This window comes from Bacillus spizizenii TU-B-10 (assembly GCF_000227465.1).
Taxonomy (GTDB): Bacteria; Bacillota; Bacilli; order Bacillales; family Bacillaceae; genus Bacillus; species Bacillus spizizenii.
The window spans coordinates 2,768,536-2,794,883 of the sequence record NC_016047.1 but is presented as its reverse complement, the minus strand read 5'-3'; the positions used below and the strand labels follow the sequence as shown (position 1 = coordinate 2,794,883).

At 45.0% G+C, this 26,348-nt stretch carries 27 protein-coding genes; 23 read left to right on the top strand and 4 right to left on the bottom strand.

Annotated features, from left to right (window positions below; all coding sequences use genetic code 11):
- Positions 1 to 66 precede the first annotated feature (66 nt).
- The 6 genes from nadB to GYO_RS35950 all read left to right on the top strand — a co-directional run bounded on the left by nadB (position 67) and on the right by GYO_RS35950 (position 6,422).
- Positions 67 to 1,662, top strand: coding sequence for an L-aspartate oxidase (gene nadB / locus GYO_RS35975; RefSeq protein ID WP_014114642.1), 1,596 nt, complete (start codon positions 67 to 69; stop codon positions 1,660 to 1,662).
- Complete coding sequence (gene nadC / locus GYO_RS35970) at positions 1,616 to 2,485, top strand: carboxylating nicotinate-nucleotide diphosphorylase (RefSeq protein WP_041521025.1); 870 nt, start codon at positions 1,616 to 1,618, stop codon at positions 2,483 to 2,485. The genes nadB and nadC overlap by 47 nt, the downstream gene beginning before the upstream one ends.
- A complete protein-coding gene (nadA, locus tag GYO_RS35965; RefSeq protein WP_014114640.1) occupies positions 2,472 to 3,578 on the top strand; it encodes a quinolinate synthase NadA in 1,107 nt (368 codons plus the stop codon). Before nadC ends, nadA begins: the two co-directional genes overlap by 14 nt.
- A gap of 115 nt (positions 3,579 to 3,693) precedes the next feature.
- Positions 3,694 to 4,854, top strand: a complete 1,161-nt coding sequence (gene safA / locus GYO_RS35960) for a spore coat assembly protein SafA (protein ID WP_014114639.1) — start codon at positions 3,694 to 3,696, stop codon at positions 4,852 to 4,854.
- Between the two features lie 147 nt (positions 4,855 to 5,001).
- A complete protein-coding gene (gene sgpA, locus GYO_RS35955) occupies positions 5,002 to 5,598 on the top strand; it encodes a spore germination protein SgpA (protein WP_041521024.1) in 597 nt (198 codons plus the stop codon).
- Positions 5,599 to 5,699: 101 nt separating this feature from the next.
- A complete protein-coding gene (locus GYO_RS35950) occupies positions 5,700 to 6,422 on the top strand; it encodes a YebC/PmpR family DNA-binding transcriptional regulator (protein WP_014114637.1) in 723 nt (240 codons plus the stop codon).
- Positions 6,423 to 6,462: 40 nt separating this feature from the next.
- Here the strand turns inward: GYO_RS35950 and GYO_RS35945 are convergent, their stop codons facing one another.
- On the bottom strand, positions 6,463 to 7,917 hold the full coding sequence (locus GYO_RS35945; protein WP_014114636.1) for an alanine/glycine:cation symporter family protein: 1,455 nt from the start codon (positions 7,915 to 7,917) through the stop codon (positions 6,463 to 6,465).
- 272 nt (positions 7,918 to 8,189) lie between these two features.
- On the opposite strand from GYO_RS35945, the gene GYO_RS43805 reads away from it, so the two are divergent.
- Positions 8,190 to 8,312 carry a hypothetical protein gene (locus tag GYO_RS43805; protein ID WP_014114635.1) on the top strand — a complete coding sequence of 41 codons (123 nt, stop codon included), beginning with the start codon at positions 8,190 to 8,192 and terminating at the stop codon, positions 8,310 to 8,312.
- Between the two features lie 45 nt (positions 8,313 to 8,357).
- Here GYO_RS43805 and GYO_RS35935 read toward each other — a convergent pair whose 3' ends face one another.
- Positions 8,358 to 9,005 (bottom strand): phosphotransferase, encoded by a 648-nt coding sequence (locus GYO_RS35935; RefSeq protein ID WP_041521023.1) that lies wholly within the window; start codon positions 9,003 to 9,005, stop codon positions 8,358 to 8,360.
- A gap of 236 nt (positions 9,006 to 9,241) precedes the next feature.
- Here GYO_RS35935 and iolG point away from each other — a divergent pair, with 236 nt between their 5' ends.
- From iolG to yajC, 9 genes are all read left to right on the top strand, one after another.
- Complete coding sequence (gene iolG, locus GYO_RS35930; protein ID WP_014114633.1) at positions 9,242 to 10,267, top strand: inositol 2-dehydrogenase; 1,026 nt, start codon at positions 9,242 to 9,244, stop codon at positions 10,265 to 10,267.
- A gap of 79 nt (positions 10,268 to 10,346) precedes the next feature.
- Positions 10,347 to 11,654 carry an MFS transporter gene (locus GYO_RS35925; RefSeq protein ID WP_014114632.1) on the top strand — a complete coding sequence of 436 codons (1,308 nt, stop codon included), beginning with the start codon at positions 10,347 to 10,349 and terminating at the stop codon, positions 11,652 to 11,654.
- Between the two features lie 47 nt (positions 11,655 to 11,701).
- On the top strand, positions 11,702 to 12,214 hold the full coding sequence (gene bofC / locus GYO_RS35920) for a sporulation cell-cell signaling protein BofC (protein ID WP_014114631.1): 513 nt from the start codon (positions 11,702 to 11,704) through the stop codon (positions 12,212 to 12,214).
- A gap of 138 nt (positions 12,215 to 12,352) precedes the next feature.
- Positions 12,353 to 12,958: a Holliday junction branch migration protein RuvA gene (ruvA, locus tag GYO_RS35915; RefSeq protein ID WP_014114630.1), complete on the top strand. Its 606-nt coding sequence runs from the start codon at positions 12,353 to 12,355 to the stop codon at positions 12,956 to 12,958.
- A 10-nt stretch (positions 12,959 to 12,968) separates the two neighbouring features.
- Entirely contained in the window at positions 12,969 to 13,973 is a 1,005-nt protein-coding gene (ruvB, locus tag GYO_RS35910; RefSeq protein ID WP_014114629.1) for a Holliday junction branch migration DNA helicase RuvB, read from the top strand.
- Positions 13,966 to 14,166, top strand: coding sequence for a DUF2905 domain-containing protein (locus GYO_RS35905; RefSeq protein ID WP_003222669.1), 201 nt, complete (start codon positions 13,966 to 13,968; stop codon positions 14,164 to 14,166). Before ruvB ends, GYO_RS35905 begins: the two co-directional genes overlap by 8 nt.
- 29 nt (positions 14,167 to 14,195) lie before the next feature.
- Positions 14,196 to 15,224, top strand: a complete 1,029-nt coding sequence (queA, locus tag GYO_RS35900; RefSeq protein ID WP_014114628.1) for a tRNA preQ1(34) S-adenosylmethionine ribosyltransferase-isomerase QueA — start codon at positions 14,196 to 14,198, stop codon at positions 15,222 to 15,224.
- A 26-nt stretch (positions 15,225 to 15,250) separates the two neighbouring features.
- Entirely contained in the window at positions 15,251 to 16,396 is a 1,146-nt protein-coding gene (tgt, locus tag GYO_RS35895; protein ID WP_003237529.1) for a tRNA guanosine(34) transglycosylase Tgt, read from the top strand.
- A gap of 40 nt (positions 16,397 to 16,436) precedes the next feature.
- A complete protein-coding gene (gene yajC / locus GYO_RS35890) occupies positions 16,437 to 16,703 on the top strand; it encodes a preprotein translocase subunit YajC (protein WP_014114627.1) in 267 nt (88 codons plus the stop codon).
- 56 nt (positions 16,704 to 16,759) lie between these two features.
- Here the strand turns inward: yajC and GYO_RS35885 are convergent, their stop codons facing one another.
- Complete coding sequence (locus tag GYO_RS35885; RefSeq protein WP_041521187.1) at positions 16,760 to 17,149, bottom strand: TIGR04086 family membrane protein; 390 nt, start codon at positions 17,147 to 17,149, stop codon at positions 16,760 to 16,762.
- Between the two features lie 197 nt (positions 17,150 to 17,346).
- Here GYO_RS35885 and GYO_RS35880 point away from each other — a divergent pair, with 197 nt between their 5' ends.
- Entirely contained in the window at positions 17,347 to 18,003 is a 657-nt protein-coding gene (locus tag GYO_RS35880; protein ID WP_014114625.1) for a DUF421 domain-containing protein, read from the top strand.
- Between the two features lie 3 nt (positions 18,004 to 18,006).
- Here GYO_RS35880 and spoVB read toward each other — a convergent pair whose 3' ends face one another.
- Positions 18,007 to 19,563: a stage V sporulation protein B gene (gene spoVB, locus GYO_RS35875; protein WP_014114624.1), complete on the bottom strand. Its 1,557-nt coding sequence runs from the start codon at positions 19,561 to 19,563 to the stop codon at positions 18,007 to 18,009.
- Positions 19,564 to 19,678: 115 nt separating this feature from the next.
- Between spoVB and comN the strand changes: the two genes are divergently transcribed.
- The 6 genes from comN (at position 19,679) to GYO_RS35845 (ending at position 26,235) form a co-directional block, all read left to right on the top strand.
- Complete coding sequence (gene comN / locus GYO_RS35870; RefSeq protein ID WP_014114623.1) at positions 19,679 to 19,975, top strand: post-transcriptional regulator ComN; 297 nt, start codon at positions 19,679 to 19,681, stop codon at positions 19,973 to 19,975.
- A gap of 38 nt (positions 19,976 to 20,013) precedes the next feature.
- Entirely contained in the window at positions 20,014 to 22,227 is a 2,214-nt protein-coding gene (gene secDF / locus GYO_RS35865) for a protein translocase subunit SecDF (protein ID WP_014114622.1), read from the top strand.
- Between the two features lie 155 nt (positions 22,228 to 22,382).
- On the top strand, positions 22,383 to 22,880 hold the full coding sequence (locus GYO_RS35860) for a cation:proton antiporter regulatory subunit (protein WP_014114621.1): 498 nt from the start codon (positions 22,383 to 22,385) through the stop codon (positions 22,878 to 22,880).
- Positions 22,881 to 22,957: 77 nt separating this feature from the next.
- Entirely contained in the window at positions 22,958 to 23,290 is a 333-nt protein-coding gene (locus tag GYO_RS35855) for a LapA family protein (RefSeq protein ID WP_014114620.1), read from the top strand.
- Between the two features lie 66 nt (positions 23,291 to 23,356).
- Positions 23,357 to 25,717 (top strand): single-stranded-DNA-specific exonuclease RecJ, encoded by a 2,361-nt coding sequence (gene recJ / locus GYO_RS35850; RefSeq protein ID WP_014114619.1) that lies wholly within the window; start codon positions 23,357 to 23,359, stop codon positions 25,715 to 25,717.
- Positions 25,718 to 25,722: 5 nt separating this feature from the next.
- Entirely contained in the window at positions 25,723 to 26,235 is a 513-nt protein-coding gene (locus tag GYO_RS35845) for an adenine phosphoribosyltransferase (protein WP_014114618.1), read from the top strand.
- Positions 26,236 to 26,348 lie beyond the last annotated feature (113 nt).

The window sequence follows — 26,348 nt, the reverse complement described above, 5'->3', positions numbered from 1 at the left end:
TGAGTTTATTTTATCCTTGTGTAAATATAGGTGTCAAGACAGGTGTAAACAACAGGAGGGTGGCATATGTCTAAAAAGACGATTGCAGTCATCGGTTCAGGGGCGGCGGCACTTTCTTTAGCGTCAGCTTTCCCGCCCTCATATGAAGTGACTGTCATCACTAAAAAAAGCGTCAAAAATAGCAACTCTGTCTACGCGCAAGGCGGCATTGCTGCGGCTTATGCAAAAGGTGACTCGATTGAAGCCCATCTGGAGGATACGTTATATGCAGGATGCGGACATAATGATCTAGCTATTACAGCAGACGTTTTACATGATGGAAAAATCATGATTCAAAGCCTATTGGAGAGTGAATTTCCATTCGACCGCAATGAGCAAGGCGATGTTTGTCTTGGCAGAGAAGGAGCCCACTCATACAACCGTATTTTTCATGCAGGCGGAGACGCAACAGGCAGACTGCTTGTTGATTATTTGCTGAAACAGATCGACAGCAACATCGAGTTAATCGAGCATGAAACAGCAGCAGATTTGCTTGTTGAGAATGGACGCTGTATCGGCGTCATGACAAAAGACAGCCAGGGGCAGATCAAGGTAAGACATGCGGATGAAGTTGTGCTGGCGGCTGGCGGATGCGGGAGTCTGTTTCTTCACCATACGAACGATTCATCTGTCACAGGTGACGGCCTTTCTTTAGCTTACCGGGCCGGAGCGGAATTAACTGATTTAGAGTTTACCCAGTTTCACCCGACACTGCTTGTAAAAAATGGTGTTTCCTACGGGCTTGTTTCAGAGGCTGTCAGAGGGGAAGGCGGATGTTTAGTTGACGAAAATGGCCGCCGGGTTATGGCTGAACGACATCCTTTAGGTGACTTGGCTCCAAGGGACATCGTCTCACGGGTTATTCATGAAGAAATGGCAAAAGGAAACCGCGTTTACATTGACTGCAGTGCGATTTCTGATTTCGAAGCACGTTTCCCTACCATCACCGCTATTTGTGAAAAAGCAGGGGTTGATATCCAAAGCGGAAAAATCCCTGTGGCACCGGGAATGCATTTCTTAATGGGAGGTGTTTCAGTTAGTTGCTGGGGGGAAACGACAGTACCGGGGCTTTATGCGATTGGAGAGACTGCATGTACCGGTTTACATGGAGCCAATCGGCTTGCGAGCAATTCCTTGTTGGAGGCACTGGTGTTTGGAAAAAGAGCAGCAGAGCATATTATGCAAAAACCGGTTTATAACAGGCAATATCAATCATCATCAGAAACCAGCGTAATCTACAAGGTGCCGAATACAGAGGTGTATGAATTGCAAAGCAGAATGACAAACCACATGTCTATCTTGCGGGAACAAGGCAGTCTGATTGAGCTGAGTAACTGGCTTCATATGCTGCCTTTTCAGGAAATGAATGTGAAGGACATCACAATACCTCAGCTGGAGCTTTCTCATTTATGGCAGGCTGCAAAGCTGATGACATCTTCTGCGCTTTTGCGGGAGGAAAGCAGAGGGGCTCACTTCCGCACCGATTTTCCTCAAGCTGATGTGCGCTGGCAAGGAAGACAAATTGTCCATACAAAAAAGGGAACGAAGATTAGAAAAAACGAGGGGATTTGGAAAAATGAATCATTTACAGCTGAAAAAGTTGCTGAATCACTTTTTTCTTGAGGATATAGGGATGGGGGATTTAACATCGCAGGCCATCTTTAGAGAACAGAGCTGTGAAGCGGAGATTGTTGCAAAGTCAGACGGTATCTTTGCAGGAGCTGCGGTGATAAAAGAGGGCTTTGCTTTATTAGATGAAAATGTTCAAACCATTTTACACAAAACAGATGGAGACATTTTGCGAAAAGGTGAAGTGATTGCCGTGTTACGCGGTCCGGCGGCTGCGCTTCTGTCAGGAGAGCGGGTCGTATTAAATCTTATTCAGAGGCTGTCAGGAATTGCGACGATGACAAGGGAGGCAGTCCGTAGGCTGGATGATGAACAGATTAAAATTTGTGACACGAGAAAAACAACACCGGGGCTGAGAATGCTGGAAAAATACGCTGTCAGAGCGGGCGGCGGGTATAATCATCGATTCGGCTTGTATGACGGCGTCATGATTAAAGACAATCATATTGCAGCATGTGGCTCTATTTTAGAGGCATGCCAAAAAGCGCGTCAGACCGTGGGACATATGGTAAATATCGAGGTGGAAATTGAAACGGAGGAACAACTGCGAGAAGCAATTGAAGCAGGCGCAGATGTTATTATGTTTGACAACTGCCCGCCTGAGACGGTCCGTCATTTTGCAACTCTCACACCGGACCATATAAAAACTGAAGCTTCGGGCGGGATTACGTTAGAATCTTTGGCTGCTTTTAAAGGGACGGGCGTGAATTATATTTCATTAGGGTTTCTGACTCATTCCGTCAAAAGTTTAGATATCAGCATGGATGTTACATTATCAAATGAATCTGCGGAGGAATGCCGTTATGTCAATTCTTGATGTGATAAAACGATCGAATGATATGATGCCTGAAGGTTACAAAGGAATGTCGAGAAAGGATATGGAAACGCGTGTTGCCGCCATTAAGAAAAAGTACGGCAGCAGGCTCTTTATACCAGGACATCATTATCAAAAAGATGAAGTGATACAATTTGCTGACCAAACAGGCGATTCCCTGCAGCTGGCCCAAATTGCGGAAAAAAACAAAGAAGCGGATTATATTGTTTTTTGTGGCGTACACTTTATGGCAGAAACCGCTGATATGCTGACAGGCGAGGAACAAACGGTCATCCTGCCTGATATGAGAGCAGGGTGTTCTATGGCCGACATGGCTGATATGCAGCAGACCAATAGGGCGTGGGAGAAACTTCAGCATATATTTGGAGATACGATCATACCTTTAACTTATGTGAACTCCACTGCGGAGATCAAGGCTTTCGTCGGTAAGCATGGCGGAGCGACTGTGACTTCTTCGAATGCGAAAAAAGTGCTTAAATGGGCGTTTACACAGAAAAAACGAATTTTATTTTTGCCTGATCAGCATTTAGGGAGAAATACGGCTTATGATTTGGGCATCGCGCTTGAGGATATGGCTGTGTGGGATCCGATAAAAGATGAATTAGTAGCTGAATCTGAGCATAAGAATGTGAAAGTGATTTTGTGGAAAGGGCACTGCTCTGTTCACGAAAAATTCACCGCGAAAAATATCCAAGATGTGAGGGACCGTGATCCTGACATTCGGATCATTGTGCATCCGGAGTGTTCACATGAAGTCGTGACACTAAGTGACGTCAGCGGATCAACAAAATATATTATCGATACAATCAACCAGGCTCCGGCGGGAAGCAAGTGGGCAATCGGAACAGAAATGAATCTTGTTCAGCGGATTATTCACGATCACCCTGATAAACAAATCGAATCACTTAATCCTGACATGTGCCCATGTCTGACAATGAACCGAATCGATTTGCCGCATTTGCTGTGGTCTTTGGAACAAATAGAAAAAGGAGAACCTTCGGGCGTGATCAAGGTGCCAAAAGCCATTCAGCGAGATGCCCTCCTTGCCCTGAATCGAATGCTTTCGATCACGTAAATCAGAAATATTTCCCCTCCTGTACTCATAACTTCTTTTGTTCAGGCATATGTTGTGAAGAAACATATTGTAATCACAGCTGAACTGTTCACGTTTTGCATAGGAGGGGAAAACGTTGAAAATCCATATCGTTCAAAAAGGCGATTCGCTCTTGAAAATAGCTGAAAAGTACGGAGTCGATATTGAGGAAGTGAAGAAGCTTAATACACAGCTCAGCAATCCAGACTTAGTCATGCCTGGAATGAAAATAAAAGTGCCGTCTGAAGGTGTCCCGGTCAGAAAAGAGCCAAAAGCGGGCAAAAGTCCGGCACCCGGGAGTGTGAAGCAAGATCATCCATATGCGAAAGAGAAGCCTAAATCCGTTGTCGACGTAGAAGACACAAAGCCGAAAGAAAAGAAGTCTGTGCCGTATGTCCCGCCGATGCCTAATTTGCAGGAAAATGTGTATCCTGAAGCTGATGTGAACGATTATTATGATATGAAACAGCTTTTCCAGCCTTGGTCGCCTCCTAAACCGGAGGAGCCGAAAAAACATCATGACGGAAATATGGATCAGATGTATCACATGCAAGACCAAGATCAATTTCCACAACAGGAGGCTATGAGTAATATGGAAAATGCAAATTATCCGAATATGCCTAATATGCCAAAGGCGCCAGAGGTAGGCGGTATGGAAGAAGAAAACGTTCATCACACAGTTCCGAATATGCCGGTTGTTCAGCCTTATCATCATTATCCGGCTCATTTCGTGCCATGTCCGGTTCCTGTTTCACCAATTCTTCCAGGGTCAGGATTATGCTACCCGTACTATCCGGCACAAGCTTATCCAATGTATCAGCCACATGGATACCAGCCAAGTTTTGTATCGCCTCAGTATGATCCGGGTCAATATGAAAACCAGTATCATGAAAACAGCCATCACGGACATTTCGGTTCATACGGAGCGCCTCAATACGCATCTCCGGCTTATGGATCTCCGTATGGACATATGCCGTATGGCCCTCATTATGGCACTCCTCAAGTGATGGGTGCATACCAGCCGCCAGCGGCCCCAGGATACATGCCGTACAAAGATCATGACGACTGCGGATGTGATGATGATCATCAGCCATATTACTCCGCACCTGGCTATTCTGGAGGCGGAGCTTATGGTACCCCTAATATGCCTTACGGCGGAGCGAATCCAAACCCATATGCGGCAGGAGTTTCTATGCCAATGGCGAATCAGCCTTCTGTAAACCAAATGTTTGGCCGGCCGGAAGAAGAAAATGAGTGATTGTGCGGAACGATGTAAATCGTTCCTTTTTTTGTTTAGGCGCAGGTCACTGTCAAATGGACAGAACTTACACGCTTAACATCCCCCTCGGACGCACATGATAAAAACGAGCAAACATGCTCAATTCGTCCACGGGGGGTTTTTCCATTGGGTAAAAAAATGACGATCGCAAGCTTGATTCTAATGACAGCAGGCTTAACAGCATGCGGAGCAAACGATAATGCTATGAATGATACACGCAATAACGGCAACACCCGTCCAATCGGATATTATACAAATGAAAATGACGCTGACAGACAGGGAGAAGGAATCGACAATGATGGTCCTGTTACTGAATTAATGGAGGACCAGAACGGCGGTAACCGAAACACAACGAATGTGAATAACCGTGACCGTGTTACTGCTGACGATCGCGTTCCTTTGGCAACTGACGGAACATATAACAACACGAATAACAGAAACATGAATCGGAACGTGACGAACAACGGATATAACAACCAAGAAAACAGAAGACTGGCTGCAAAAATTGCCAACCGTGTGAAACAAGTGAAAAACGTCAATGACACACAAGTGATGGTAACAGATGACCGAGTAGTCGTCGCAGTCAGAAGCCATACAGATTTCACAAAGTCCGACAGGGAAAACGTTGCAAAAGCGGCACGCAACTATGCGAATGACCGTGACGTCCAAGTGTCCACAGATAAAGGACTGTTCAGAAGACTTCATAAAATGAACGCCCGCTAAGGATGAAGGCTGCCGGAAGTGATGTTCGGCAGCCTTTTTCATTGCATCAGCGAACAATACCCATTAAAGTGTACATAGAAAATGTAAAAGAAGGTGAAAACATGGCAGGCCATTCCAAGTGGAAAAACATACAAAAAAGAAAAAATGCGCAGGATGCAAAGCGCGGGAAAATATTTATGAAGCTTGCGAAAGAAATCTATGTGGCAGCGAAAGAAGGCGGAGCTGATCCTGAAGCAAATTCAGCATTGCGTCTTGTCATCGACAAAGCAAAAGGCGCCAATATGCCGAATGAAAATATAGACCGTGCCATTAAAAAAGCTGCGGGGAGCTTAGATGGAAGCAGCTATGAGGAAATTACCTATGAAGGCTATGGCCCATCAGGGATTGCCGTGATGGTTGAATGTGTAACAGATAACAAAAACCGAACGGCCTCAAATGTGCGGACAGCATTTAATAAAAATGGCGGAAGTCTGGGAGAAAGCGGATGTGTAGCCTTTTTATTTGAACGGAAGGGATTCATTGCAATCGACCGTACAGATCGGCAAATAGAAGAAGAGGAGCTCATGCTTGATGTGCTGGAAGCAGGGGGAGAAGAACTGCAGACTGAAGAAGACCAATATGAGGTATTAACAGAGCCTGAGCGTTTTGAAAAGGTAAAAACAGCTCTCGAATCGAAATATCCAATTTCTTCGGCAGAGGTGACCATGCTTCCGAAAACCTATGCAGATGCCGATGATCAGGCTGTTGAGAAGCTGGAAAAATTGATCGACATCCTTGAGGATGACGATGATGTTCAAGAAGTATATACCAATTATCGCTCATAAAAAACCGGCACGATGTCATATCGGGCCGGTTTTTGTATATTCAAGAGACACGCTCATTTTCCTGTGTGTATTCTTTCTCCCAGAAATCAGCGTTTTTGATCCCCAGCGCTTTCGGATCAAAGACGGGGTCTAAGCCCTGCTTCTTTTGGCGCTCGTAATCCTTTAAAGCGAGAAGCGCCGGTTTGGCTAACAGCACAATTGCAATGACGTTCAGCCATACCATAATGCCAAGCCCTGCATCGCCTAATGCCCAAGCAAGAGAAGCGGTTTTCACTGTTCCATAGAACGTCGCGGCTAAAATAATTAGTTTTAAGCCAAGCATTGCCCATTTGCTTTCCCTGCCTCGGGCTAAATAGACGATATTTGTTTCTGCGATGTAGTAATACGCCATAATTGTTGTAAATGCGAAGAAGAATAAAGCGATGGCAACAAAGCCTGCACCGAATCCGGGAAGAACATTGTCAATGGCCGCTTGTGTGAAACCGGGCCCCGCCTCTACGCCTTTAAGTTGATGAACGATAAAGGAACCATCTGCAGCCTGAGTATTGTACATGCCGGTAAACAAGATCATGAAAGCTGTAGCGGAACATACAAATAACGTGTCGATATAAACAGAAAATGCCTGAACCAGCCCCTGCTTGACCGGGTGGGAAACTTCTGCAGCGGCCGCCGGATGCGGGCCTGTTCCCTGGCCAGCTTCGTTTGAGTAAATGCCTCGTTTGACACCCCAGGAAATCGCCATGCCGATCAGGCCGCCAAAAGCGGAATCTAAAGCAAAAGCGCTTTTGAAAATCAATGAGATCACAGCAGGCAATTCAGAAACATTCATGACAATAATGATCAAAGACAGCAGGATATAGCCAATGGCCATAAACGGAACAATCATTTGCGCGGCACTGGCAATTCGTTTGACACCGCCAAAAATGATAAACCCTAATAATAAAACGAGAACACAGCCTGTAATGGCAGGGGAGATGCCGAATGCATTTTTGACGCCAGCCGCAATGGAGTTGGACTGTACGCCCGGCATCAGAAGGGCCATTGCAATAAGGGCAGCAGCGGCAAAAAAGACGGCAAACCACTTAATGCCTAAGCCTTTTTCAATATAATAAGCCGGACCCCCTCGATATTGGCCGCCTTGTTTCACTTTGTAAATTTGGGCAAGAGTTGACTCAACAAAGGCGCTCGCCGCACCGATAAAGGCAATCGCCCACATCCAGAACACCGCACCGGGTCCGCCGAATGCAATTGCTGTCGCCACACCCGCAATGTTTCCTGTCCCCACTCGTCCGGACAGCGCAATCGATAATGCTTGAAAAGAAGAAACGCCGGCTTCAGAGCTCTTTCCTTTGAACATCAGAACAATCATTTCTTTCAAATGTCTGACTTGTAAAAAACGGGTCATAATAGAAAAGATTAAGCCAATCCCCAATAAAATATAAATGACAGGGGTACTCCATAAGACCTCGTTTAAACTAGTAACAAAATCTGCCATCAAGCTTCCTCCTCACTTCATTTCGAATACATGTATAAAAAGGATTTTGGGCTAATTGAACTATTTCTACAATCGATTTGTCACATTATATGACCGGTAATTATCAATAAGAAGAGGAAGGAAAAAAGAAAAACGCAGCGTATTGATTACGCTGCGTTTTTCTAAATTTCACCACATATCAGGTTCATACTATCTTTACATTTCCTTAAAATTCCCTCAATAAAGCGGTGGTATGATGAAATAAAACAAATAAAGGGTGAGGGGAGACAGAAATGGAGAAAACGACTTGTCATTCCAGCGAGAAAGGCTCAGAAGCGGTCTACTTAACTGTGAGAGGCTATCGAATTAAGCTGTCGCCTGAACAAATGAAACTGATTTCTGCCTTTAGAAAGTAAAAATATATGGACGAAGGCAGCCGCTTGTGCGGCTGCCTTTTTGATTTAAGAATATTTTCTTTTCCGTTGTGCGAAATGCTTTTGCAACCAATTTTTCTTATATAAAAATGCGATGATCTCCAGCCAAAAACCCGGAATCTTTTTGGGGAATATCGGTTTTTTATAGAGTGCATGATAAGCTGATTTTAAATCGTCCCACTGGGTGCACTTTTTTGTCTGTTCGAATCTTGCAACATCAATCACCCGCACTGTCCCGGTTTGTGTCAGAATCAGATTCCGCAAATGAATGTCTGACGGGTTCAGGCCAGCTGCCCGGGCGTCAGAAAGTGCTTCTTCAACCTGCTGAATCATGTCATCACTAATCACAATGCCTTTCTTCAGACAGTTATAAAAGGTTTCGCCTTTAATATATTCCATGAGAATAAATGAATCACCAGTTTCGTAAATGTCAGGGTAGAATGCGGACCCGGCTAATTTTTCATAGATCGCGGCTTCTTTGACGGCTGTCGCTTGATACTCCGGAAAAAATACTTTCAGCGCCATTTTTCGATCGCCTTCTGTTAAGGCAAACACATAGGCGCTTCTTCCCTTGCCGATTAGTGTTAATTCCTCGGGTTTTTCTTTGACTTTATCAAATCTGCTGTTCTTGCGGTATATGACTGAATGGGCCAGTGCCTCTGCTTTTGTCAGCATTTCATTCACCTTCTTTGCTCTATTTTATGCAGTTGTTTATAGGAAAATCATAAACTGTTCAGGAAAAAGAGCCTAATTCTAGTGTATCTGGTCTTGAAGAAGAAGGCTACCTATAAGCATTAATTGTGATAAAAGAGACATAGAGCGCTCATTTCTATTCTTGAAAAGCGCTTACAAATGGGATAGTATTAATTTTAAATAAAGCGCTTTCGTAAATGTTCAAGGGGGAACAAGCCATGACAAAACAGATTGTGACAGGGATTATCGGTGCAGGGCGCATCGGCAAACTTCATGTTCAAAATATACGCCGGATTCCTCATATGAAAATAAAAGCAGTCTCTGATATTCAGGTAAGCCGTATAAAAAGCTGGGCCGACAGTCATCAGATTGAATACATAACCTCTGATTATCGTGAGTTATTACATGACCCGGATATTGACGCTGTTTTTATTTGCTCGCCGACAGCCGTACATGCACAGATGATAAGAGAAGCAGCCGAGGCGAAAAAGCATATTTTTTGTGAGAAGCCCGTCAGTTTCTCTCTGGACGAAACAAAAGAAGCGCTTGCGGCCGTCCGGAAACACGGGGTTGCACTCCAAGTCGGATTCAACCGCCGTTTTGATCCTCATTTTAAGAAAATCAAAACAATTGTTGAAAATGGTGAAATCGGTACGCCCCATTTATTAAAAATCACGTCGCGGGACCCAGAGCCCCCGAATATAGATTATGTCCGTACTTCAGGCGGCTTGTTTATGGATATGTCGATCCATGATTTTGATATGGCCAGGTATATTGTGGGAAGCGAAGTGACGGAAGTGTATGCAAAAGGGGCGGCTCTGGTGAATCCCTCTTTTGCAGAGCTGGGCGATATTGATACAGCTGTCATTACACTGACTTTTGAAAACGGTGCCATGGCTGTGATTGACAACAGCCGCCAAGCTGTGTACGGATATGACCAGCGGGTCGAGGTTTTCGGGACGAAAGGCTCTGCAGCGGCGGACAACAGCAGGCCGACGACGGTTGAAGTGTCAACTGCTGATTTTGTGATGAAGGATAAACCGCATTTCTTTTTCCTTGAACGTTATAAAGATGCGTATGAGGAGGAGATTCTTCGGTTTGCAGAAGCGATCAAAACAAACCGGGAAACTGCCTGCACCGGCAATGACGGTTTTCAGGCGGAACGGATCGCCAGAGCGGCACAGCAATCGCTTGCTTTTGGCATGCCTGTCAGTATTGAGCATACTGAAAAAGTCGCTTTTTGACCAAACGGGATTACATTTCAGCAAGCTTGGGTATAGAACCTCCATTGATACTTTAGAAAAAAAGTAGGCGGTGGAGAAAATGAATACAGCACATGCTAAAGGAAATGTTTTGGATAAAATCGGAATTCCTTCTCACATGGTTTGGGGTTATATTGGCGTTGTCATCTTTATGGTTGGAGACGGGCTCGAACAAGGCTGGCTGTCTCCTTTTCTCGTTGATCATGGTCTCAGCATGCAGCAATCCGCAACGTTATTTACCATGTACGGCATTGCTGTCACCATCTCGGCTTGGCTATCAGGCACGTTTGTCCAAACTTGGGGGCCAAGAAAAACGATGACTGTCGGCTTGCTTGCATTTATCCTCGGTTCGGCCGCTTTTATCGGCTGGGCGATTCCTCATATGCATTATCCGGCTCTCTTAGGCAGCTATGCACTTAGAGGCTTAGGATATCCGCTGTTTGCATACTCTTTTCTCGTGTGGGTGTCATACAGCACCTCTCATCATATTCTCGGAAAAGCCGTCGGCTGGTTTTGGTTTATGTTTACGTGCGGCCTTAACGTACTCGGTCCGTTCTATTCCAGCTATGCGGTTCCGGTCTTTGGAGAAATCAATACGCTTTGGAGCGCTTTACTGTTTGTGGCGGCAGGCGGATTCCTCGCCCTATTTTTTAACAAAGATAAATTTACACCGGTACAAAAACAAGATCAGCCGAAATGGAAAGAACTGTCGAAGGCATTTACAATTATGTTTGAAAACCCTAAAGTCGGCATCGGCGGAGTGGTCAAGACGATTAATGCCATAGGACAATTCGGATTTGCCATCTTTCTCCCTACTTATTTAGCGCGTTACGGGTATTCCGTTTCGGAATGGCTGCAAATATGGGGGACGTTATTTTTTGTGAATATTGTGTTTAATATCATTTTCGGTGCAATCGGAGATAAACTTGGCTGGCGCAATACCGTGATGTGGTTTGGCGGTGTCGGGTGCGGTATTTTTACGCTGGCGCTTTATTACACGCCACAGTTGATCGGGCATCAGTATTGGGTGCTGATGATTATCGCTTGCTGTTACGGTGCGGCATTGGCTGGCTACGTTCCATTAAGCGCGCTTTTGCCGACGCTTGCACCTGATAATAAAGGCGCTGCCATGTCAGTGTTGAATCTGGGATCTGGTTTATGTGCGTTTATCGCGCCGGGCATCGTAAGTCTTTTCATTGGACCGCTCGGCGCAGGCGGGGTCATTTGGATCTTTGCGGTATTGTATTTTTTCAGCGCTTTTCTGACACAATTCTTGACGATTTCTGAGAAAAGCGCCGGTGTGTATACGGAGGAACGGCTTGTCAGAGAAAACGTGCAAACAAATTTCGAGAAAACGGTTAAGCAGTAGCCTCTTTGGTCAAACTAGTCATAAACGTGTGCAAAGAGGTGTAGAGGGTGAAACGATTCAGCACGGCGTATCTTTTGCTGGGCATTCTTTGCTCAGCCGCAGCATTTCTAATAGATGCTCCTCCCCGCGCGCTTGGGGCGGAAGTGGAGCACTATGAACCGCTGCAAGTGCATGTGCAGCTTGAGAAAGTGTATTTGGACGGAGATGTCAGCATTGAGCATAAACGTGAAAAAGTGCTTTCTATGGATGATTTTTGGGCAGCCTATGCCGGCTGGACGCTTGTCGAACAAAAAAAGGGATATGTGCTCTTCCGGAAGCAAATGGACGATATTTCACCGCTCAGTAAGGTAAATGGGTATATCGGTGTATCGGATAATGGAGTGATCTCCACTTTTCATGGTCGGCCTGAGTCAGCTTCCGAACCGATTCAGTCTTTTTTTCAAATTGATTTAGAAAGGCTGGAAAGCCATATGCAAAAAAATCTGCTGAAAGGCATTCCATTTCGGACAAAAGCGGAGTTTGAGGATGTCATAGAACACATAAAGACATACAGCGGGTAACGTCCGCTGATTGAAGACATGTAATCATGTCTTTTTTTTCGTGGAAGAATGAGAGAGAAGCGAACGTATGTTAACTTTTCTATAAGACTTTGGCTGTTTTTATGGTACAATGAAGAACAGTCAAAGAGGTGAATTTGCGTGATCGAATTTGTTAAAGGGACGATTGATTATGTATCTCCCCAATATATTGTGATAGAGAACGGCGGCATTGGCTATCAGATTTTCACGCCGAATCCGTTTATATATAAGGAGAGAAACCAAGAAACGATTTTTACGTACCATCATATCAGAGAGGATGCTTTTTCGCTTTACGGTTTTTCAACAAGAGAGGAGAAGGCGCTCTTTACAAAACTGTTAAACGTGACCGGAATCGGTCCAAAAGGCGCACTCGCCATCTTGGGCTCAGGTGATCCGGGAGCGGTAATCCAAGCGATTGAAAATGAGGATGAATCCTTTTTGGTCAAGTTTCCTGGTGTAGGAAAGAAAACTGCTCGCCAGATTATTCTTGACTTAAAAGGAAAACTCGCTGATGTTGTGCCTGAAATGATTGAAAATCTGTTTAATCATGAAGAAAGGCTTGAAAAACAAACAGCAGAAACAGCTCTGGAAGAAGCGCTAGAGGCCCTCAGGGTTCTCGGATATGCTGAAAAAGAAATCAAAAAGGTGCTTCCTCACTTAAAAGAAGATACTGGACTCACAACAGACCAATATGTGAAAAAAGCATTACAAAAACTATTGAAGTAAGGTGATGTTCATGGATGAACGGCTCGTCTCAAGTGAAGCAGACAACCATGAATCAGTGATAGAGCAAAGCCTGAGGCCGCAAAATTTGGCGCAGTATATCGGGCAGCAAAAGGTGAAAGAAAATTTGCGCGTGTTTATAGATGCGGCAAAAATGAGACAGGAGACACTTGATCATGTTCTTCTGTACGGGCCGCCCGGACTCGGGAAAACAACGCTTGCTTCCATCGTTGCCAATGAAATGGGAGTGGAATTACGTACGACATCTGGGCCTGCGATTGAAAGGCCTGGTGATTTGGCTGCCATATTAACGGCGCTAGAGCCGGGAGATGTATTATTTATCGATGAAATACATAGGCTTCATAGATCGATTGAAGAGGTGCTGTATCCTGCGATGGAAGACTTTTGTCTGGATATTGTGATCGGCAAAGGCCCTTCTGCCCGCTCGGTCCGGCTCGATCTTCCTCCTTTTACGCTGGTAGGCGCAACGACTAGGGTAGGGCTTTTGACGGCGCCGTTAAGAGATCGTTTCGGCGTAATGTCTCGCCTTGAGTACTATACGCAAGAAGAGCTGGCGGACATTGTCACAAGAACCGCTGATGTATTCGAGGTTGAAATTGATAACCCGTCTGCTCTCGAAATCGCGAGGCGATCGAGAGGGACGCCCCGCGTAGCGAACCGCCTGCTGAGAAGGGTCCGGGATTTCGCCCAGGTGCTGGGTGACAGCCGGATCACGGAAGAGATTTCGCAGGATGCGCTGGAGCGGCTGCAGGTTGACCGTCTCGGTTTGGATCATATTGATCACAAGCTGCTGATGGGCATGATCGAAAAATTTAACGGCGGCCCGGTGGGTCTTGATACCATTTCAGCCACGATCGGCGAAGAACCGCATACGATTGAAGACGTGTACGAACCGTACCTCCTGCAAATCGGATTTATCCAAAGAACGCCGCGGGGAAGGATCGTGACACCGGCCGTTTATCATCATTTCCAAATGGAGGCTCCCCGATATGACTGAATTTCCTAAGATCATTATGATTCTTGGTGCTGTTTTGCTTATCATCGGAGCAGTGTTGCATTTTGTCGGCAAGATGCCGGGAGATATTTTTGTGAAAAAAGGAAATGTCACGTTTTTCTTCCCGGTTGTCACTTGTATCATCATAAGTGTGGTATTATCAATTTTGCTTAATCTTTTCGGCAGAATGAAATAACAAAAGACTAGAATAAAGGTGAAATCATCATGAAAGTCGATTTATTTGATTTTGAATTACCGGAACGTTTAATTGCACAAGTGCCGTTGGAGCAGCGTGATGCTTCAAGGCTGATGGTGCTTGATAAACATACAGGAGAGCTGACTGACAGCTCGTTTAAACACATTATCAGCTTCTTTAAAGAAGGAGATTGTCTTGTGCTGAACAATACCCGTGTGCTGCCTGCGCGGTTATTCGGCACAAAAGAGGATACCGGCGCGAAAGTGGAACTGCTTTTGCTAAAACAGGAAGCTGGTGACAGGTGGGAAACACTTGCCAAACCGGCGAAACGGGTAAAAAAAGGAACCGTTGTGACATTTGGAGACGGAAGGTTGAAGGCTGTCTGCACGGAAGAGCTTGAGCATGGCGGCAGAAAAATGGAATTCCAGTATGACGGTATTTTCTACGAAGTGCTGGAATCCCTTGGAGAGATGCCGCTCCCGCCATATATTAAAGAACAGCTTGATGACAGAGAACGCTACCAGACCGTGTATTCTAAAGAAATCGGCTCTGCCGCCGCGCCTACTGCAGGCCTTCACTTCACGGAAGAAATCTTACAGCAATTGAAAGACAAAGGTGTGCAAATTGAGTTCATCACTCTGCACGTAGGCCTTGGAACGTTTCGCCCTGTGAGTGCCGATGACGTTGAAGAGCATAATATGCATGCGGAGTTTTATCAAATGTCAGAAGAAACGGCTGCAGCCTTAAACAAAGTGAGAGAAAAGGGCGGCCGGATCATTTCCGTCGGCACGACATCGACACGCACGCTTGAAACGATTGCCGGGGAACATGACGGACAATTTAAAGCATCAAGCGGCTGGACATCTATTTTTATTTATCCGGGCTATGAATTTAAAGCCATTGACGGAATGATTACAAACTTCCATTTGCCGAAATCGTCTTTGATTATGCTGGTGAGCGCGCTTGCTGGAAGAGAAAACGTTCTGCGCGCTTATAATCATGCGGTGGAAGAGGAATACCGTTTCTTCAGCTTCGGAGACGCGATGCTGATTCTATAATTTAAGAACAGGAGGCCTCATCAAAAGTGGCTGAACAACCAATACGCTATGAATTTATAAAAGAATGCAAACAAACAGGAGCGCGGCTGGGCAAAGTGCATACCCCTCACGGCTCCTTTGAAACGCCAGTTTTTATGCCGGTCGGCACACTGGCGACAGTCAAAACGATGTCACCTGAAGAGCTGAAAGCAATGGATGCGGGCATCATTTTAAGCAACACTTATCACCTATGGCTCCGCCCGGGTCACGATATTGTCAAAGAAGCCGGCGGGCTCCATAAATTTATGAACTGGGACCGCGCGATTTTAACAGATTCAGGCGGTTTTCAGGTCTTTTCTTTAAGCAAGTTTCGTAATATAGAGGAAGAGGGCGTTCATTTCCGCAATCACCTAAATGGAGACAAGCTGTTTTTATCTCCGGAAAAAGCGATGGAGATCCAAAACGCACTCGGCTCTGATATTATGATGGCGTTTGACGAATGCCCGCCATATCCGGCAGAGTACGATTATATGAAGCGGTCAGTAGAACGGACAAGCCGCTGGGCAGAACGCTGCCTGAATGCCCACAACCGTCAGGATGAACAAGGGCTGTTTGGCATTGTACAAGGAGGAGAATATGAAGATCTGCGCACGCAAAGCGCGAAGGACTTGATTTCTCTTGATTTTCCGGGATATGCTATAGGCGGATTATCTGTCGGTGAACCGAAGGATGTCATGAACCGTGTGCTCGAGTTTACAACACCCCTTTTGCCGAAGGATAAACCGAGATATCTGATGGGAGTTGGTTCTCCGGACGCGCTGATCGACGGAGCGATCCGCGGGGTCGACATGTTTGACTGTGTGCTGCCTACCCGGATTGCAAGAAACGGCACTGTGTTTACAGCTGAAGGCCGTCTCAATATGAAAAATGCGAAATTTGAAAGAGACTTCCGTCCGATTGATGAAGAGTGTGATTGCTATACATGTAAAAACTACACTCGTGCGTATATCAGACACTTGATCCGCTGCAATGAAACATTTGGCCTTCGATTAACAACTTACCATAACCTTCATTTTCTGTTACACTTAATGGAGCAGGTAAGACAGGCTATTCGCGAGGATCGCCTGGGTGATTTCCGAGAAGAGTTCTTTGAGCGTTACGGCTACAACAAGCCAAATGCGAAAAGCTTCTAAATAAAAATGAAAACCAGGCTTACAGAAAGGGGTGAAAATCATGACAGGCACTTTAGGTACATTGGTTCCTATTATTTTAATGTTTGCGGTCCTTTACTTCTTGCTGATTCGTCCTCAGCAAAAACAGCAAAAGGCAGTACGCCGAATGCAGGAGGAACTGAAAAAAGGCGATACAGTAGTGACAATCGGGGGATTGCACGGTACTGTTGACTCTATCGACGAAAGCAAAGTCGTCATTAAGACTGGTGAAAACACACGTCTTACGTTCGACCGCCGCGCGATCAGAGAAGTTTCTGCTGCTGAATAACAGCAGGAGCTATACATAGCAAACAAAAAAGAGCGGGTGAGTGAGCCCGCTCTTTTTTATGTGGAAGACCTGTTTCCCCTCATGTTCACGCCGAAAACCCCGCCCAGCATGCACACCCCTAAAAATCCAAGATGGAAGAGCAGCTGTTCCGCTGTAAATGTCTTTCCGAATCCTAAATACTGAAACAATAAAATAATCAGAGAAAAGCTTAAGGCAGTCAATGCCCCGATCATCCAGCCTCTTTCCTTTCCTTTACCGCCAGAAATGAACCCGCCGATGAACAAAGAAAGAAATGAGATGGCGGTGATTAGCCAGTTGAATGATGACTCTTCCAGCGAGGTTGCCGTCAGTAAAAGTGAAACGGCTAAACTTGTCAGGAGCATGGCTGAGAAAATGGCGATTAAGCCGTAAAGAATGCCTTTTCCAACTTGTTTCGTTTCCTCCATAAATGTCTCCTCTCTGCCTGTATTAAAAGGCTTCTGTTCTTTTTGAACAAAGCCGCCAGACATGCTGATGGCTCGTCTTTGTAAAAATGTATTCCCCTATCCCATGAATTAGACGTAAAAGCTTTATGAAATACGATCGCTTTTCCTTACATAAATTGTTCGTTTTGTTGCATCCTATAATGAGTTGGAGGTGCATGATGGAAGAGCTTCTCACTATTACGTTTCGCACAATCATATTGTATTTTGTAATATTGGTCATTTTTCGTTTTATGGGCAAACGGGAGATCGGGGAGCTTAGCATTTTAGATCTCGTTGTCTTTATCATGATGGCTGAAATTGCCGTTTTAGCCATAGAAAACGTAGAAGATCATCTATTTCACACTATTTTGCCAATGCTTGTATTAATGATCATCCAAGTGACTTTGGCATACTTTTCTTTAAAAAACCGAAAAGTCCGCCAGCTTCTTGACGGAAAGCCGACCATTATTATTAAATATGGGAAAATTGACGAAGACGCCATGAAATCACAGCGTTATAATTTCGATGATTTAATGGTTCAGCTCAGAGAAAATAACATCGACAGAGTGGCGGATGTATCATTTGCCATTTTAGAGCCGTCAGGCAAACTGACTGTTGTAAAGAAAGAAAACAGCGGAGAGCATCGGCAGCTCGAAATGCCGCTTATTATAGATGGCTCTATTCAAATGGAAAACCTGTCCAGGATTGAAAAAGATCAACAGTGGCTGCTTGAAAAACTAAGAAAACACGGATATGCAAACCCTTCAGATATTTCATTTTGCTCGTTTACTGACGGTGAGTTATTTATAGATAAAAAAGATGGGCACCGCACGTGACCTTTAGCGGACGATCAGACGTCCGATAATAGGAATGCGGCGAAGCTCATCTTTTTTAATTAAACGGAAAGCGAGTAAGAGGATGATATAGATGGCAGTACTTATTGCAATCCATCCGGCGACATTCACAGCCTCGGACGATCCAAAGCTTACATATTGTTTAATGCCGGAGCTGATGAATCCGCAAATTACAATAACAGCGAAGCTGAGCGCGTACTCCTTGATTTTAATACTGATCGGCAGCACCTTGCTTACGGTTGCCGCGTGTAAAAGCGTGACGAGCACCATACCTGTCACAATGGCTAATGCCGCGCCCATAATACCGAGAGACGGCCTGGTGGCGAGGACAAAAATAAGGCCGGTTTTGACAAGCGCTCCGATTAAACTGTTCATCATCGCAGCCCCTGCTAAATTAAGCGCCTGCAGCACAGCTTGAAGAGGGCCCTGGAAATAATAAAGCAGAAAAAACGGGGCCATCACTTTTATAAATACAGCTGCGCCTGAGGAACCGTACATCACCCTCATCAGCTCATCCGCAAATACAAATAAAATGACAACTGAAATGCCTCCGCTGAGCAGACACAGACGCATGGCTTGTTCCAAGCGGTATTCCACCACCTGCAATTTTTTCTGCTCCATTCCTTCACTGATCGCAGGAACAAGCGCGGTCGATAAAGAATATGTAATAAAGCTGGGCAGAGTCAGCAGGGTCATGGCAAAGCCGGTCAGCTCCCCGTATTGCTTTGTAGCGGCAACTGTCGCCACACCAGCGATGGCAAGGCTCTGAGCGACGACAATCGGCTCGAAAAACCAAGAGAGGTTGCCGATAAAGCGGCTCCCGGTCGTTGGAAGGGACACGCTCATTAATTGGGAAAATGTTTGTTTTCCGTTTTTAATCGACTGGAAAAAGTGCTTTCTGATTTTAATTGTCTTTTTATATTTAAAACAAACAAATAAATACAGAAGTGACGCCAGCTCCCCTGCAACTGAGGATAGCATTGCCCCCGCAGCGGCGTATTCAATTCCGTAAGGGAGAAAAATCGTCGTACAGACAGCGACGAGTGAAATGCGGACGACCTGTTCAAGGACTTGGGACACAGCAAGCGGGTTCATATTCTGTTTTCCTTGAAAGTATCCCCTCAGCACACTTGATATGGCGATAATCGGCACAACCGGCGTAATGGCCAGGAGCGGATACAGTGTTCTTTTATCTGTCAGCATCGTTTCAGCCATAACCGGGGCGAAAAACAGAAACAGCGGTGTAAAAATCAGGCTGAGCACTCCTGTGATGGTCAGAGACATGACTAAAATATTTTTTGTTTTTTGATGGTCTCCGCGCGCGCTGGCTTCAGCGACAAGCTTGCTGATCGCTACCGGCAGACCGAATTGAGTTAGTGTAGTGGCCAAGAAGAAGGTAGGCGCCGCCATCATGTAAAGCCCGACTCCTTCTTCACCGATAAAACGGGCGATAACCACCCGGTTGACAAACCCGAGCATTCTTGTAACCATTCCCGCTGCGATAAGAATAAGAGTGCCCCTTAAAAACGTCTGTTTCGCCATTTTTACCCCCTGCCTTCTCAAACTACCTGTAATCATATACAATAAAGATATGCGTATATATCGTCCAAGCATGACAAGTCTTCTTGAAAAACAATAAAAAAGGAGCGTGGAATTCATGGAGAAGCATCCTGCTGATCTATATAAAGACCACGTCAGGCCGTTTCTTTACAGCAAACTGGAAGAGTTTAAGATTCTCGGGTATGATGATGTTGAACTCGAAAGTTTGTGGTCATACTTAACAGGTAAGAAGTGGAAAAAGAAAGCGGAACTGCACATTTATGAAATGACGAGCGATATTTTATCAGTAAAAATTGGCGAATTTATGAACTATGCAACTGTTGAGTCATTTAAAACGTCTAATTGGCTGGGCAGTGAAGAAGGCCAGGAAGCATTGGAAGAACTGCTGAGATAGCAGGTTGATTCGCACAGGTTTAAGGGAGGATATACATAATGAAAAAAGGACGCTTGATTGCGTTTTTCCTTTTCGTTTTATTGATCGGCACAGGCTTGGGCTACTTTACGAAGCCTGCCGCGAATAATATTACGTTAGGATTGGATTTGCAAGGCGGATTTGAGGTGCTGTATGATGTACAGCCCGTAAAAAAAGGTGACAAAATCACAAAAGACGTTCTGGTCAGCACAGTAGAGGCGTTGAACCGCAGGGCCAATGTCCTCGGTGTCAGCGAACCGAACATCCAAATTGAAGGAAATAACCGAATTCGCGTTCAGCTCGCTGGGGTGACAAACCAAAACAGAGCGCGTGAAATTCTTGCGACTGAAGCGCAGCTTTCCTTCAGAGATGCAAATGATAAGGAACTGCTGAACGGTGCTGATCTCGTCGAAAATGGGGCTAAACAAACCTATGACAGCACAACAAATGAGCCGATTGTCACTATCAAACTGAAAGACGCTGATAAATTCGGCGAAGTGACCAAAAAGGTCATGAATATGGCGCCCAATAACCAGCTTGTCATTTGGCTGGATTACGAAAAAGGCGATTCCTTTAAGAAAGAAGTTCAAAAAGAGCATCCTAAATATGTATCCGCTCCAAATGTAAGTCAGGAGCTAAATACAACTGATGTAAAAATTGAAGGGCATTTCACAGCTCAAGAAGCGAAAGATTTAGCCAGCATTTTAAACGCCGGCGCGCTTCCTGTGAAACTGACTGAAAAATATTCAACATCAGTAGGTGCACAATTCGGGCAGCAGGCGCTCCATGAGACGGTGTTTGCCGGTATTGTCGGTATCGCAATTATTTTCTTATTTATGCTTTTCTATTACCGCCTGCCGGGATTTATTGCGGTGATTACGCTATCGGTTTATATCTACATTACACTCCAGGTCTTTGACTGGATGAATGCTGTGCTCACGCTTCCGGGAATTGCTGCGCTCATTTTAGGTGTCGGGATGGCTGTCGACGCCAACATCATCACCTATGAGCGGATTAAAGAAGAGCTCAAGCTAGGAAAGTCAGTCCGCTCTGCCTTCCGTTCAGGAAACAGACGGTCATTCGCGACGATTCTTGATGCGAATGTTACAACGATTATTGCGGCCGTTGTGCTCTTCATCTTTGGGACAAGCTCTGTAAAAGGGTTTGCGACGATGCTGATTCTGTCGATTTTGACAAGCTTTATCACTGCCGTTTTCTTATCAAGATTTCTCCTTGCTCTCCTTGTGGAAAGCAGATGGCTTGATCGGAAAAAAGGCTGGTTCGGCGTCAACAAGAAGCACATTATGAATATTCAGGATACAGATGAAAATACAGAGCCGCATACGCCGTTCCAAAAATGGGATTTCACGAGCAAACGCAAATATTTCTTTATCATCTCAAGTGCAATCACAATTGCCGGGATTATTATCCTGCTTGTGTTTAAGTTGAATCTGGGCATTGACTTTGCGAGCGGTGCACGGATTGAAGTCCAAAGTGACCATAAGCTGACAACAGAGCAGGTGGAGAAAGATTTTGAATCACTTGGCATGGACCCTGACACCATTGTTCTGTCAGGCGAAAAGAAAAATATCGGTGTTGCCCGTTTTGTTGGAGTGCCAGATAAAGAGACGATCGCCAAAGTAAAAACGCACTTTAAAGACAAATACGGGACAGAGCCAAATGTCAGCACAGTTTCACCGACAGTCGGTAAAGAGCTGGCGAGAAATGCTCTGTACGCACTTGCTATAGCTTCTATTGGAATCATTATTTACGTTTCGATCCGATTCGAATATAGAATGGCGATCGCCGCGATAGCTTCACTGCTATATGACGCATTCTTTATCGTCACGGTTTTCAGTATTACAAGGCTGGAGGTAGATGTTACGTTCATCGCCGCTATACTGACGATTATCGGGTATTCGATTAACGATACAATCGTTACATTTGACAGGATTCGCGAGCATATGAAGAAGCGCAAGCCGAAAACATTTGCCGACCTCAACCATATTGTAAACCTGAGTCTGCAGCAAACCTTTACACGTTCAATTAACACTGTATTAACTGTCGTAATTGTTGTAGTGACACTGCTCATCTTTGGAGCATCTTCGATTACAAACTTCTCAGTCGCTTTATTGGTCGGGCTGTTAACAGGCGTTTACTCCTCTCTCTACATTGCCGCACAAATTTGGCTTGTATGGAAAGGAAAAGAACTGAAAAAAGATTCGGTGCAATAAAAAATTCAGGCTGTCCTTTGCAGGGCAGCCTGTTTTTGAAGTTTCGTTGAACTTAAAATAGACATTTGCTATAATGACATACGCTTACATTTACACATATAAATGATGTTAAGAGTGTTTGTGACTGGTTTTCAGATATGTAGGAGGGTTTATATATGAGGGTTCGCGAAGCGCAGCTGCCGGGCATAGGGCATAAAGTTGAAATCATTACTAGAAACTGCGATAAAATTTCAATTATCATTCATCATGACGGCCGGAGAGAGCTGTACTATTTTGACGAAAATGATCATGAAGAATGTGTTGCCTCCGTGCAGTTTGATGACGCTGAAGCGAGGCAGATTTCTGCAATTCTCGGCGGAATGGCATATAAACCGAAAGAATTAGAAAGGGTCGAGGCAGCCCTTGATGATTTAATCATAGAGTGGTGTAAAGCAGAGACGGGCGCGCCTGCTATTCATCATACAATTGGTGATTTGGATGCGAGGCAGGAATATCATGTGACGGTCATCGCGATTATTAAGAAGAATCAGGATAAACAACTAAATCCGGGATCTGAAACAGTCATTGATGAAGGTGATACACTTGTGATGTCCGGTGATGGAAACGGACTGAAGAGACTGATCCGGGAAAAATTAACCGCAATTGAGGCTTGACCGAGCGTCAAGTCATGTTTAAAACCAGTCTTGACAGGGAAAGTTACCTCAGGTAAATAAACTTTGGGGGAAAGAGAATGAATAAACAATGGACAATAATTTTCGCACTTATTTTTACCTTAATTGTCGCTATTTTTGCAGTCATTAATGTAAGATCCGTAGAAGTTGATTACCTGTTTGGCAGATCGGAGTGGCCGCTCATTCTTGTCATTTTAGGCTCAGTTTTAATGGGCGCGCTGATCGTATTTTCTGCCGGCATTTTTCAGGTGATGAAATTAAAGCGGGAAATAAAAGCGTTGCGGAAAGAAAACAAAACATCACAAGAGACGATACATAAACAAGAAGATACACTGTATGCTGAACAGAAAGACATACAGGATACATCAACCGGACTTGAGAAAAAAGACTAGTTTTCGAATAATATTTGAAACCCCTCAGCCTGCTCTAGTATAATAGGGTGGTTGAGGGGTGAATTTATGTTAGCGTCAAAAATGCGATGGGAAATCCAGCGACCAGATCAGGATAAGGTCAAATCACTCACAGAACAATTGCATATAACACCTCTTGTTGCGTCCCTGCTTGTAAAAAGAGGCTTTGATACGGCAGAAAGCGCAAGGCTGTTTTTACATACAAAGGATGCCGATTTTTATGATCCTTTCGAAATGAAGGGCATGAAAGAAGCGGCAGATCGAATAAAACAGGCGATTTCACAACAAGAACAGATTATGATATATGGCGATTATGACGCCGATGGAGTTACCAGTACGTCAGTGATGCTTCACACGCTGCAAAAGCTGTCGGCTCAAGTTGATTTTTATATACCTGACCGCTTTAAAGAAGGATATGGCCCTAATGAACAGGCGTTTCGTTCGATTAAAGAACGGGGCTTCTCTCTGGTTATTACGGTTGATACAGGAATTGCCGCTGTGCATGAAGCGAAGGTGGCAAAGGAACTCGGGCTGGATGTCATTATTACCGATCACCATGAGCCGGGACCGGAGCTTCCGGATGTCCATGTGATCGTCCACCCGAAGCAGCCTGGCTGCACCTACCCGTTTAAAGAACTTGCCGGGGTCGGAGTTGCGTTTAAGCTTGCCCACGCTTTATTGGGCGAACTCCCGGATGAACTGCTAGACTTGGCGGCAATCGGCACCATTGCCGATCTTGTCCCGTTGCATGACGAAAACAGATTAATTGCAACACTAGGACTTGAAAGGCTTCGTCGGACGAATCGGCTGGGCTTAAAAGAGCTGGTCAAGCTGTCAGGCGGAAACATCGGAGAAGCGAACGAAGAAACAGTCGGGTTCCAGATAGCACCAAGGCTGAATGCCGTCGGACGAATCGAACAGGCGGATCCCGCTGTTCATTTGCTCATGTCAGAGGATTCGTTTGAAGCGGAAGAGCTTGCCGCTGAAATTGACCAGCTGAACAAAGAGCGCCAAAAAATGGTCAGCAAAATGACGGATGAAGCGATTGAAATGGTTGAACAGCAAGGTCTCGATCAAACTGCAATCGTCGTGGCCAAAGCCGGGTGGAATCCAGGAGTCGTCGGGATTGTGGCTTCAAAGCTTGTGGACCGTTTCTATCGTCCGGCCATTGTGCTTGGCATTGATGAAGAAAAAGGGATCGCTAAAGGTTCGGCCCGAAGCATCAGAGGCTTTAATTTATTCGAGAGCCTTTCTGAATGCAGAGATATTCTTCCTCATTTCGGCGGCCATCCAATGGCTGCGGGGATGACGTTGAATGCCGAAGATGTGCCGGATTTGCGAAACAGGCTGAATGAAATAGCAGACAATACGCTCACGGAAGAGGATTTTATTCCTGTACAGGAAGTCGATCTCGTCTGCGGTGTCGAGGACATTACGGTTGAAAGCATCACAGAAATGAACCTGCTGTCCCCATTTGGCATGCTGAACCCGAAACCGCACGTTCTCGTAGAAAACGCTGTGCTGGAAGATGTCCGCAAGATCGGCGCTAATAAAAATCATGTGAAAATGACGGTCAGAAACGAGTCGTCTCAGCTTGATTGCGTCGGTTTTAATAAAGGTGAGCTCGAAGAAGGCATCGTCCCGGGTTCAAGAATTTCAATTGTCGGTGAGATGTCTATCAACGAATGGAACAATAGAAAAAAACCGCAGTTAATGATTAAGGATGCCGCTGTTTCTGAATGGCAGCTGTTTGATTTAAGGGGAAAACGGATGTGGGAAGACACAGTTTCCGTCCTTCCATCTGCTAAACGGGCCATTGTCTCTTTCAAAGAAGACTCAACAACACTTCTTCAGACTGAAGATCTTCGCCGTGAAGTGCACGTCATCAGCTCTGAAGAACAAGCGAAGGCGTTTGACCTTGATGGTGCATATATTGTATTGCTGGATCCGCCGCCTTCGTTGGACATGCTCGCACGTTTGCTGGAAGGCAAGACGCCTGAGCGGATATATTTCATTTTTCTCAATCAAGAGGACCACTTTTTATCAACATTTCCCGCAAGAGACCATTTTAAATGGTATTATGCGTTCTTGCTGAAAAGAGGCGCTTTTGACGTAAAAAAACACGGATCAGAGCTTGCAAGACATAAAGGCTGGTCTGTTGAAACAATCAATTTCATGACAAAGGTGTTTTTTGATCTAGGTTTTGTTAAAATAGAGAATGGTGTGCTGTCTGTGGTTAGCGGAGTAAAGAAACGCGACCTAACAGACTCACAAACATATCAGGCGAAACAGCAGCTGATGGAACTGGATCAAAAGCTGAATTATTCTTCTGCTGAAGAGCTGAAGGAATGGCTGAATAAGCTGATGAAACAAGATTCAGAGGCTTATGAAAGTACGAGGAGGACATAAAACAGATGGATTTAAAACAATACGTAACAATTGTACCGGATTACCCGAAAGAGGGCGTGCAATTTAAAGATATTACGACACTGATGGATAAAGGCGACGTATACCGCTATGCTACAGACCAAATTGTTGAATATGCGAAAGAAAAGCAAATTGATTTGGTCGTCGGCCCTGAAGCGCGCGGCTTTATTATCGGCTGTCCCGTTGCTTACGCGCTTGGCGTAGGTTTTGCGCCGGTCCGCAAAGAAGGCAAATTGCCTCGTGAAGTGATCAAAGTGGACTACGGCTTGGAATACGGGAAAGACGTATTAACGATCCACAAAGATGCGATTAAACCGGGTCAGCGTGTGCTTATTACAGATGACCTGCTTGCGACAGGCGGCACAATTGAAGCAACAATCCAACTTGTTGAAGAGCTTGGCGGCGTTGTTGCTGGTATCGCTTTCTTAATCGAGCTTTCTTACCTTGACGGCAGAAAGAAGCTTGAAGATTATGACATATTAACATTGATGAAATACTAAAGATAATCGCATAACGAAAAAAGCACTCCATGTCAGGGTGCTTTTTTCCTATTGTTTTGCATTTATTTTATATAATATTTGGCTATTTGAACTTCTGCTCTTTACATCTTTCG

Bases quoted from the DNA above. Each gene is read 5' to 3' on its own strand.
- nadB (WP_014114642.1), top strand. From the start codon at position 67: ATGTCTAAAAAGACGATTGCAGTCATCGGTTCAGGGGCGGCGGCACTT.
- nadC (WP_041521025.1), top strand. From the start codon at position 1,616: ATGAATCATTTACAGCTGAAAAAGTTGCTGAATCACTTTTTTCTTGAG.
- nadA (WP_014114640.1), top strand. From the start codon at position 2,472: ATGTCAATTCTTGATGTGATAAAACGATCGAATGATATGATGCCTGAA.
- GYO_RS35950 (WP_014114637.1), top strand. From the start codon at position 5,700: ATGGCAGGCCATTCCAAGTGGAAAAACATACAAAAAAGAAAAAATGCG.
- GYO_RS35945 (WP_014114636.1), bottom strand. From the start codon at position 7,917: ATGGCAGATTTTGTTACTAGTTTAAACGAGGTCTTATGGAGTACCCCT.
- GYO_RS43805 (WP_014114635.1), top strand. From the start codon at position 8,190: ATGGAGAAAACGACTTGTCATTCCAGCGAGAAAGGCTCAGAAGCGGTC.
- GYO_RS35935 (WP_041521023.1), bottom strand. From the start codon at position 9,005: ATGCTGACAAAAGCAGAGGCACTGGCCCATTCAGTCATATACCGCAAG.
- iolG (WP_014114633.1), top strand. From the start codon at position 9,242: ATGACAAAACAGATTGTGACAGGGATTATCGGTGCAGGGCGCATCGGC.
- GYO_RS35925 (WP_014114632.1), top strand. From the start codon at position 10,347: ATGAATACAGCACATGCTAAAGGAAATGTTTTGGATAAAATCGGAATT.
- ruvB (WP_014114629.1), top strand. From the start codon at position 12,969: ATGGATGAACGGCTCGTCTCAAGTGAAGCAGACAACCATGAATCAGTG.
- GYO_RS35905 (WP_003222669.1), top strand. From the start codon at position 13,966: ATGACTGAATTTCCTAAGATCATTATGATTCTTGGTGCTGTTTTGCTT.
- queA (WP_014114628.1), top strand. From the start codon at position 14,196: ATGAAAGTCGATTTATTTGATTTTGAATTACCGGAACGTTTAATTGCA.
- yajC (WP_014114627.1), top strand. From the start codon at position 16,437: ATGACAGGCACTTTAGGTACATTGGTTCCTATTATTTTAATGTTTGCG.
- GYO_RS35885 (WP_041521187.1), bottom strand. From the start codon at position 17,149: ATGGAGGAAACGAAACAAGTTGGAAAAGGCATTCTTTACGGCTTAATC.
- GYO_RS35880 (WP_014114625.1), top strand. From the start codon at position 17,347: ATGGAAGAGCTTCTCACTATTACGTTTCGCACAATCATATTGTATTTT.
- spoVB (WP_014114624.1), bottom strand. From the start codon at position 19,563: ATGGCGAAACAGACGTTTTTAAGGGGCACTCTTATTCTTATCGCAGCG.
- comN (WP_014114623.1), top strand. From the start codon at position 19,679: ATGGAGAAGCATCCTGCTGATCTATATAAAGACCACGTCAGGCCGTTT.
- secDF (WP_014114622.1), top strand. From the start codon at position 20,014: ATGAAAAAAGGACGCTTGATTGCGTTTTTCCTTTTCGTTTTATTGATC.
- GYO_RS35860 (WP_014114621.1), top strand. From the start codon at position 22,383: ATGAGGGTTCGCGAAGCGCAGCTGCCGGGCATAGGGCATAAAGTTGAA.
- GYO_RS35855 (WP_014114620.1), top strand. From the start codon at position 22,958: ATGAATAAACAATGGACAATAATTTTCGCACTTATTTTTACCTTAATT.
- recJ (WP_014114619.1), top strand. From the start codon at position 23,357: ATGTTAGCGTCAAAAATGCGATGGGAAATCCAGCGACCAGATCAGGAT.
- GYO_RS35845 (WP_014114618.1), top strand. From the start codon at position 25,723: ATGGATTTAAAACAATACGTAACAATTGTACCGGATTACCCGAAAGAG.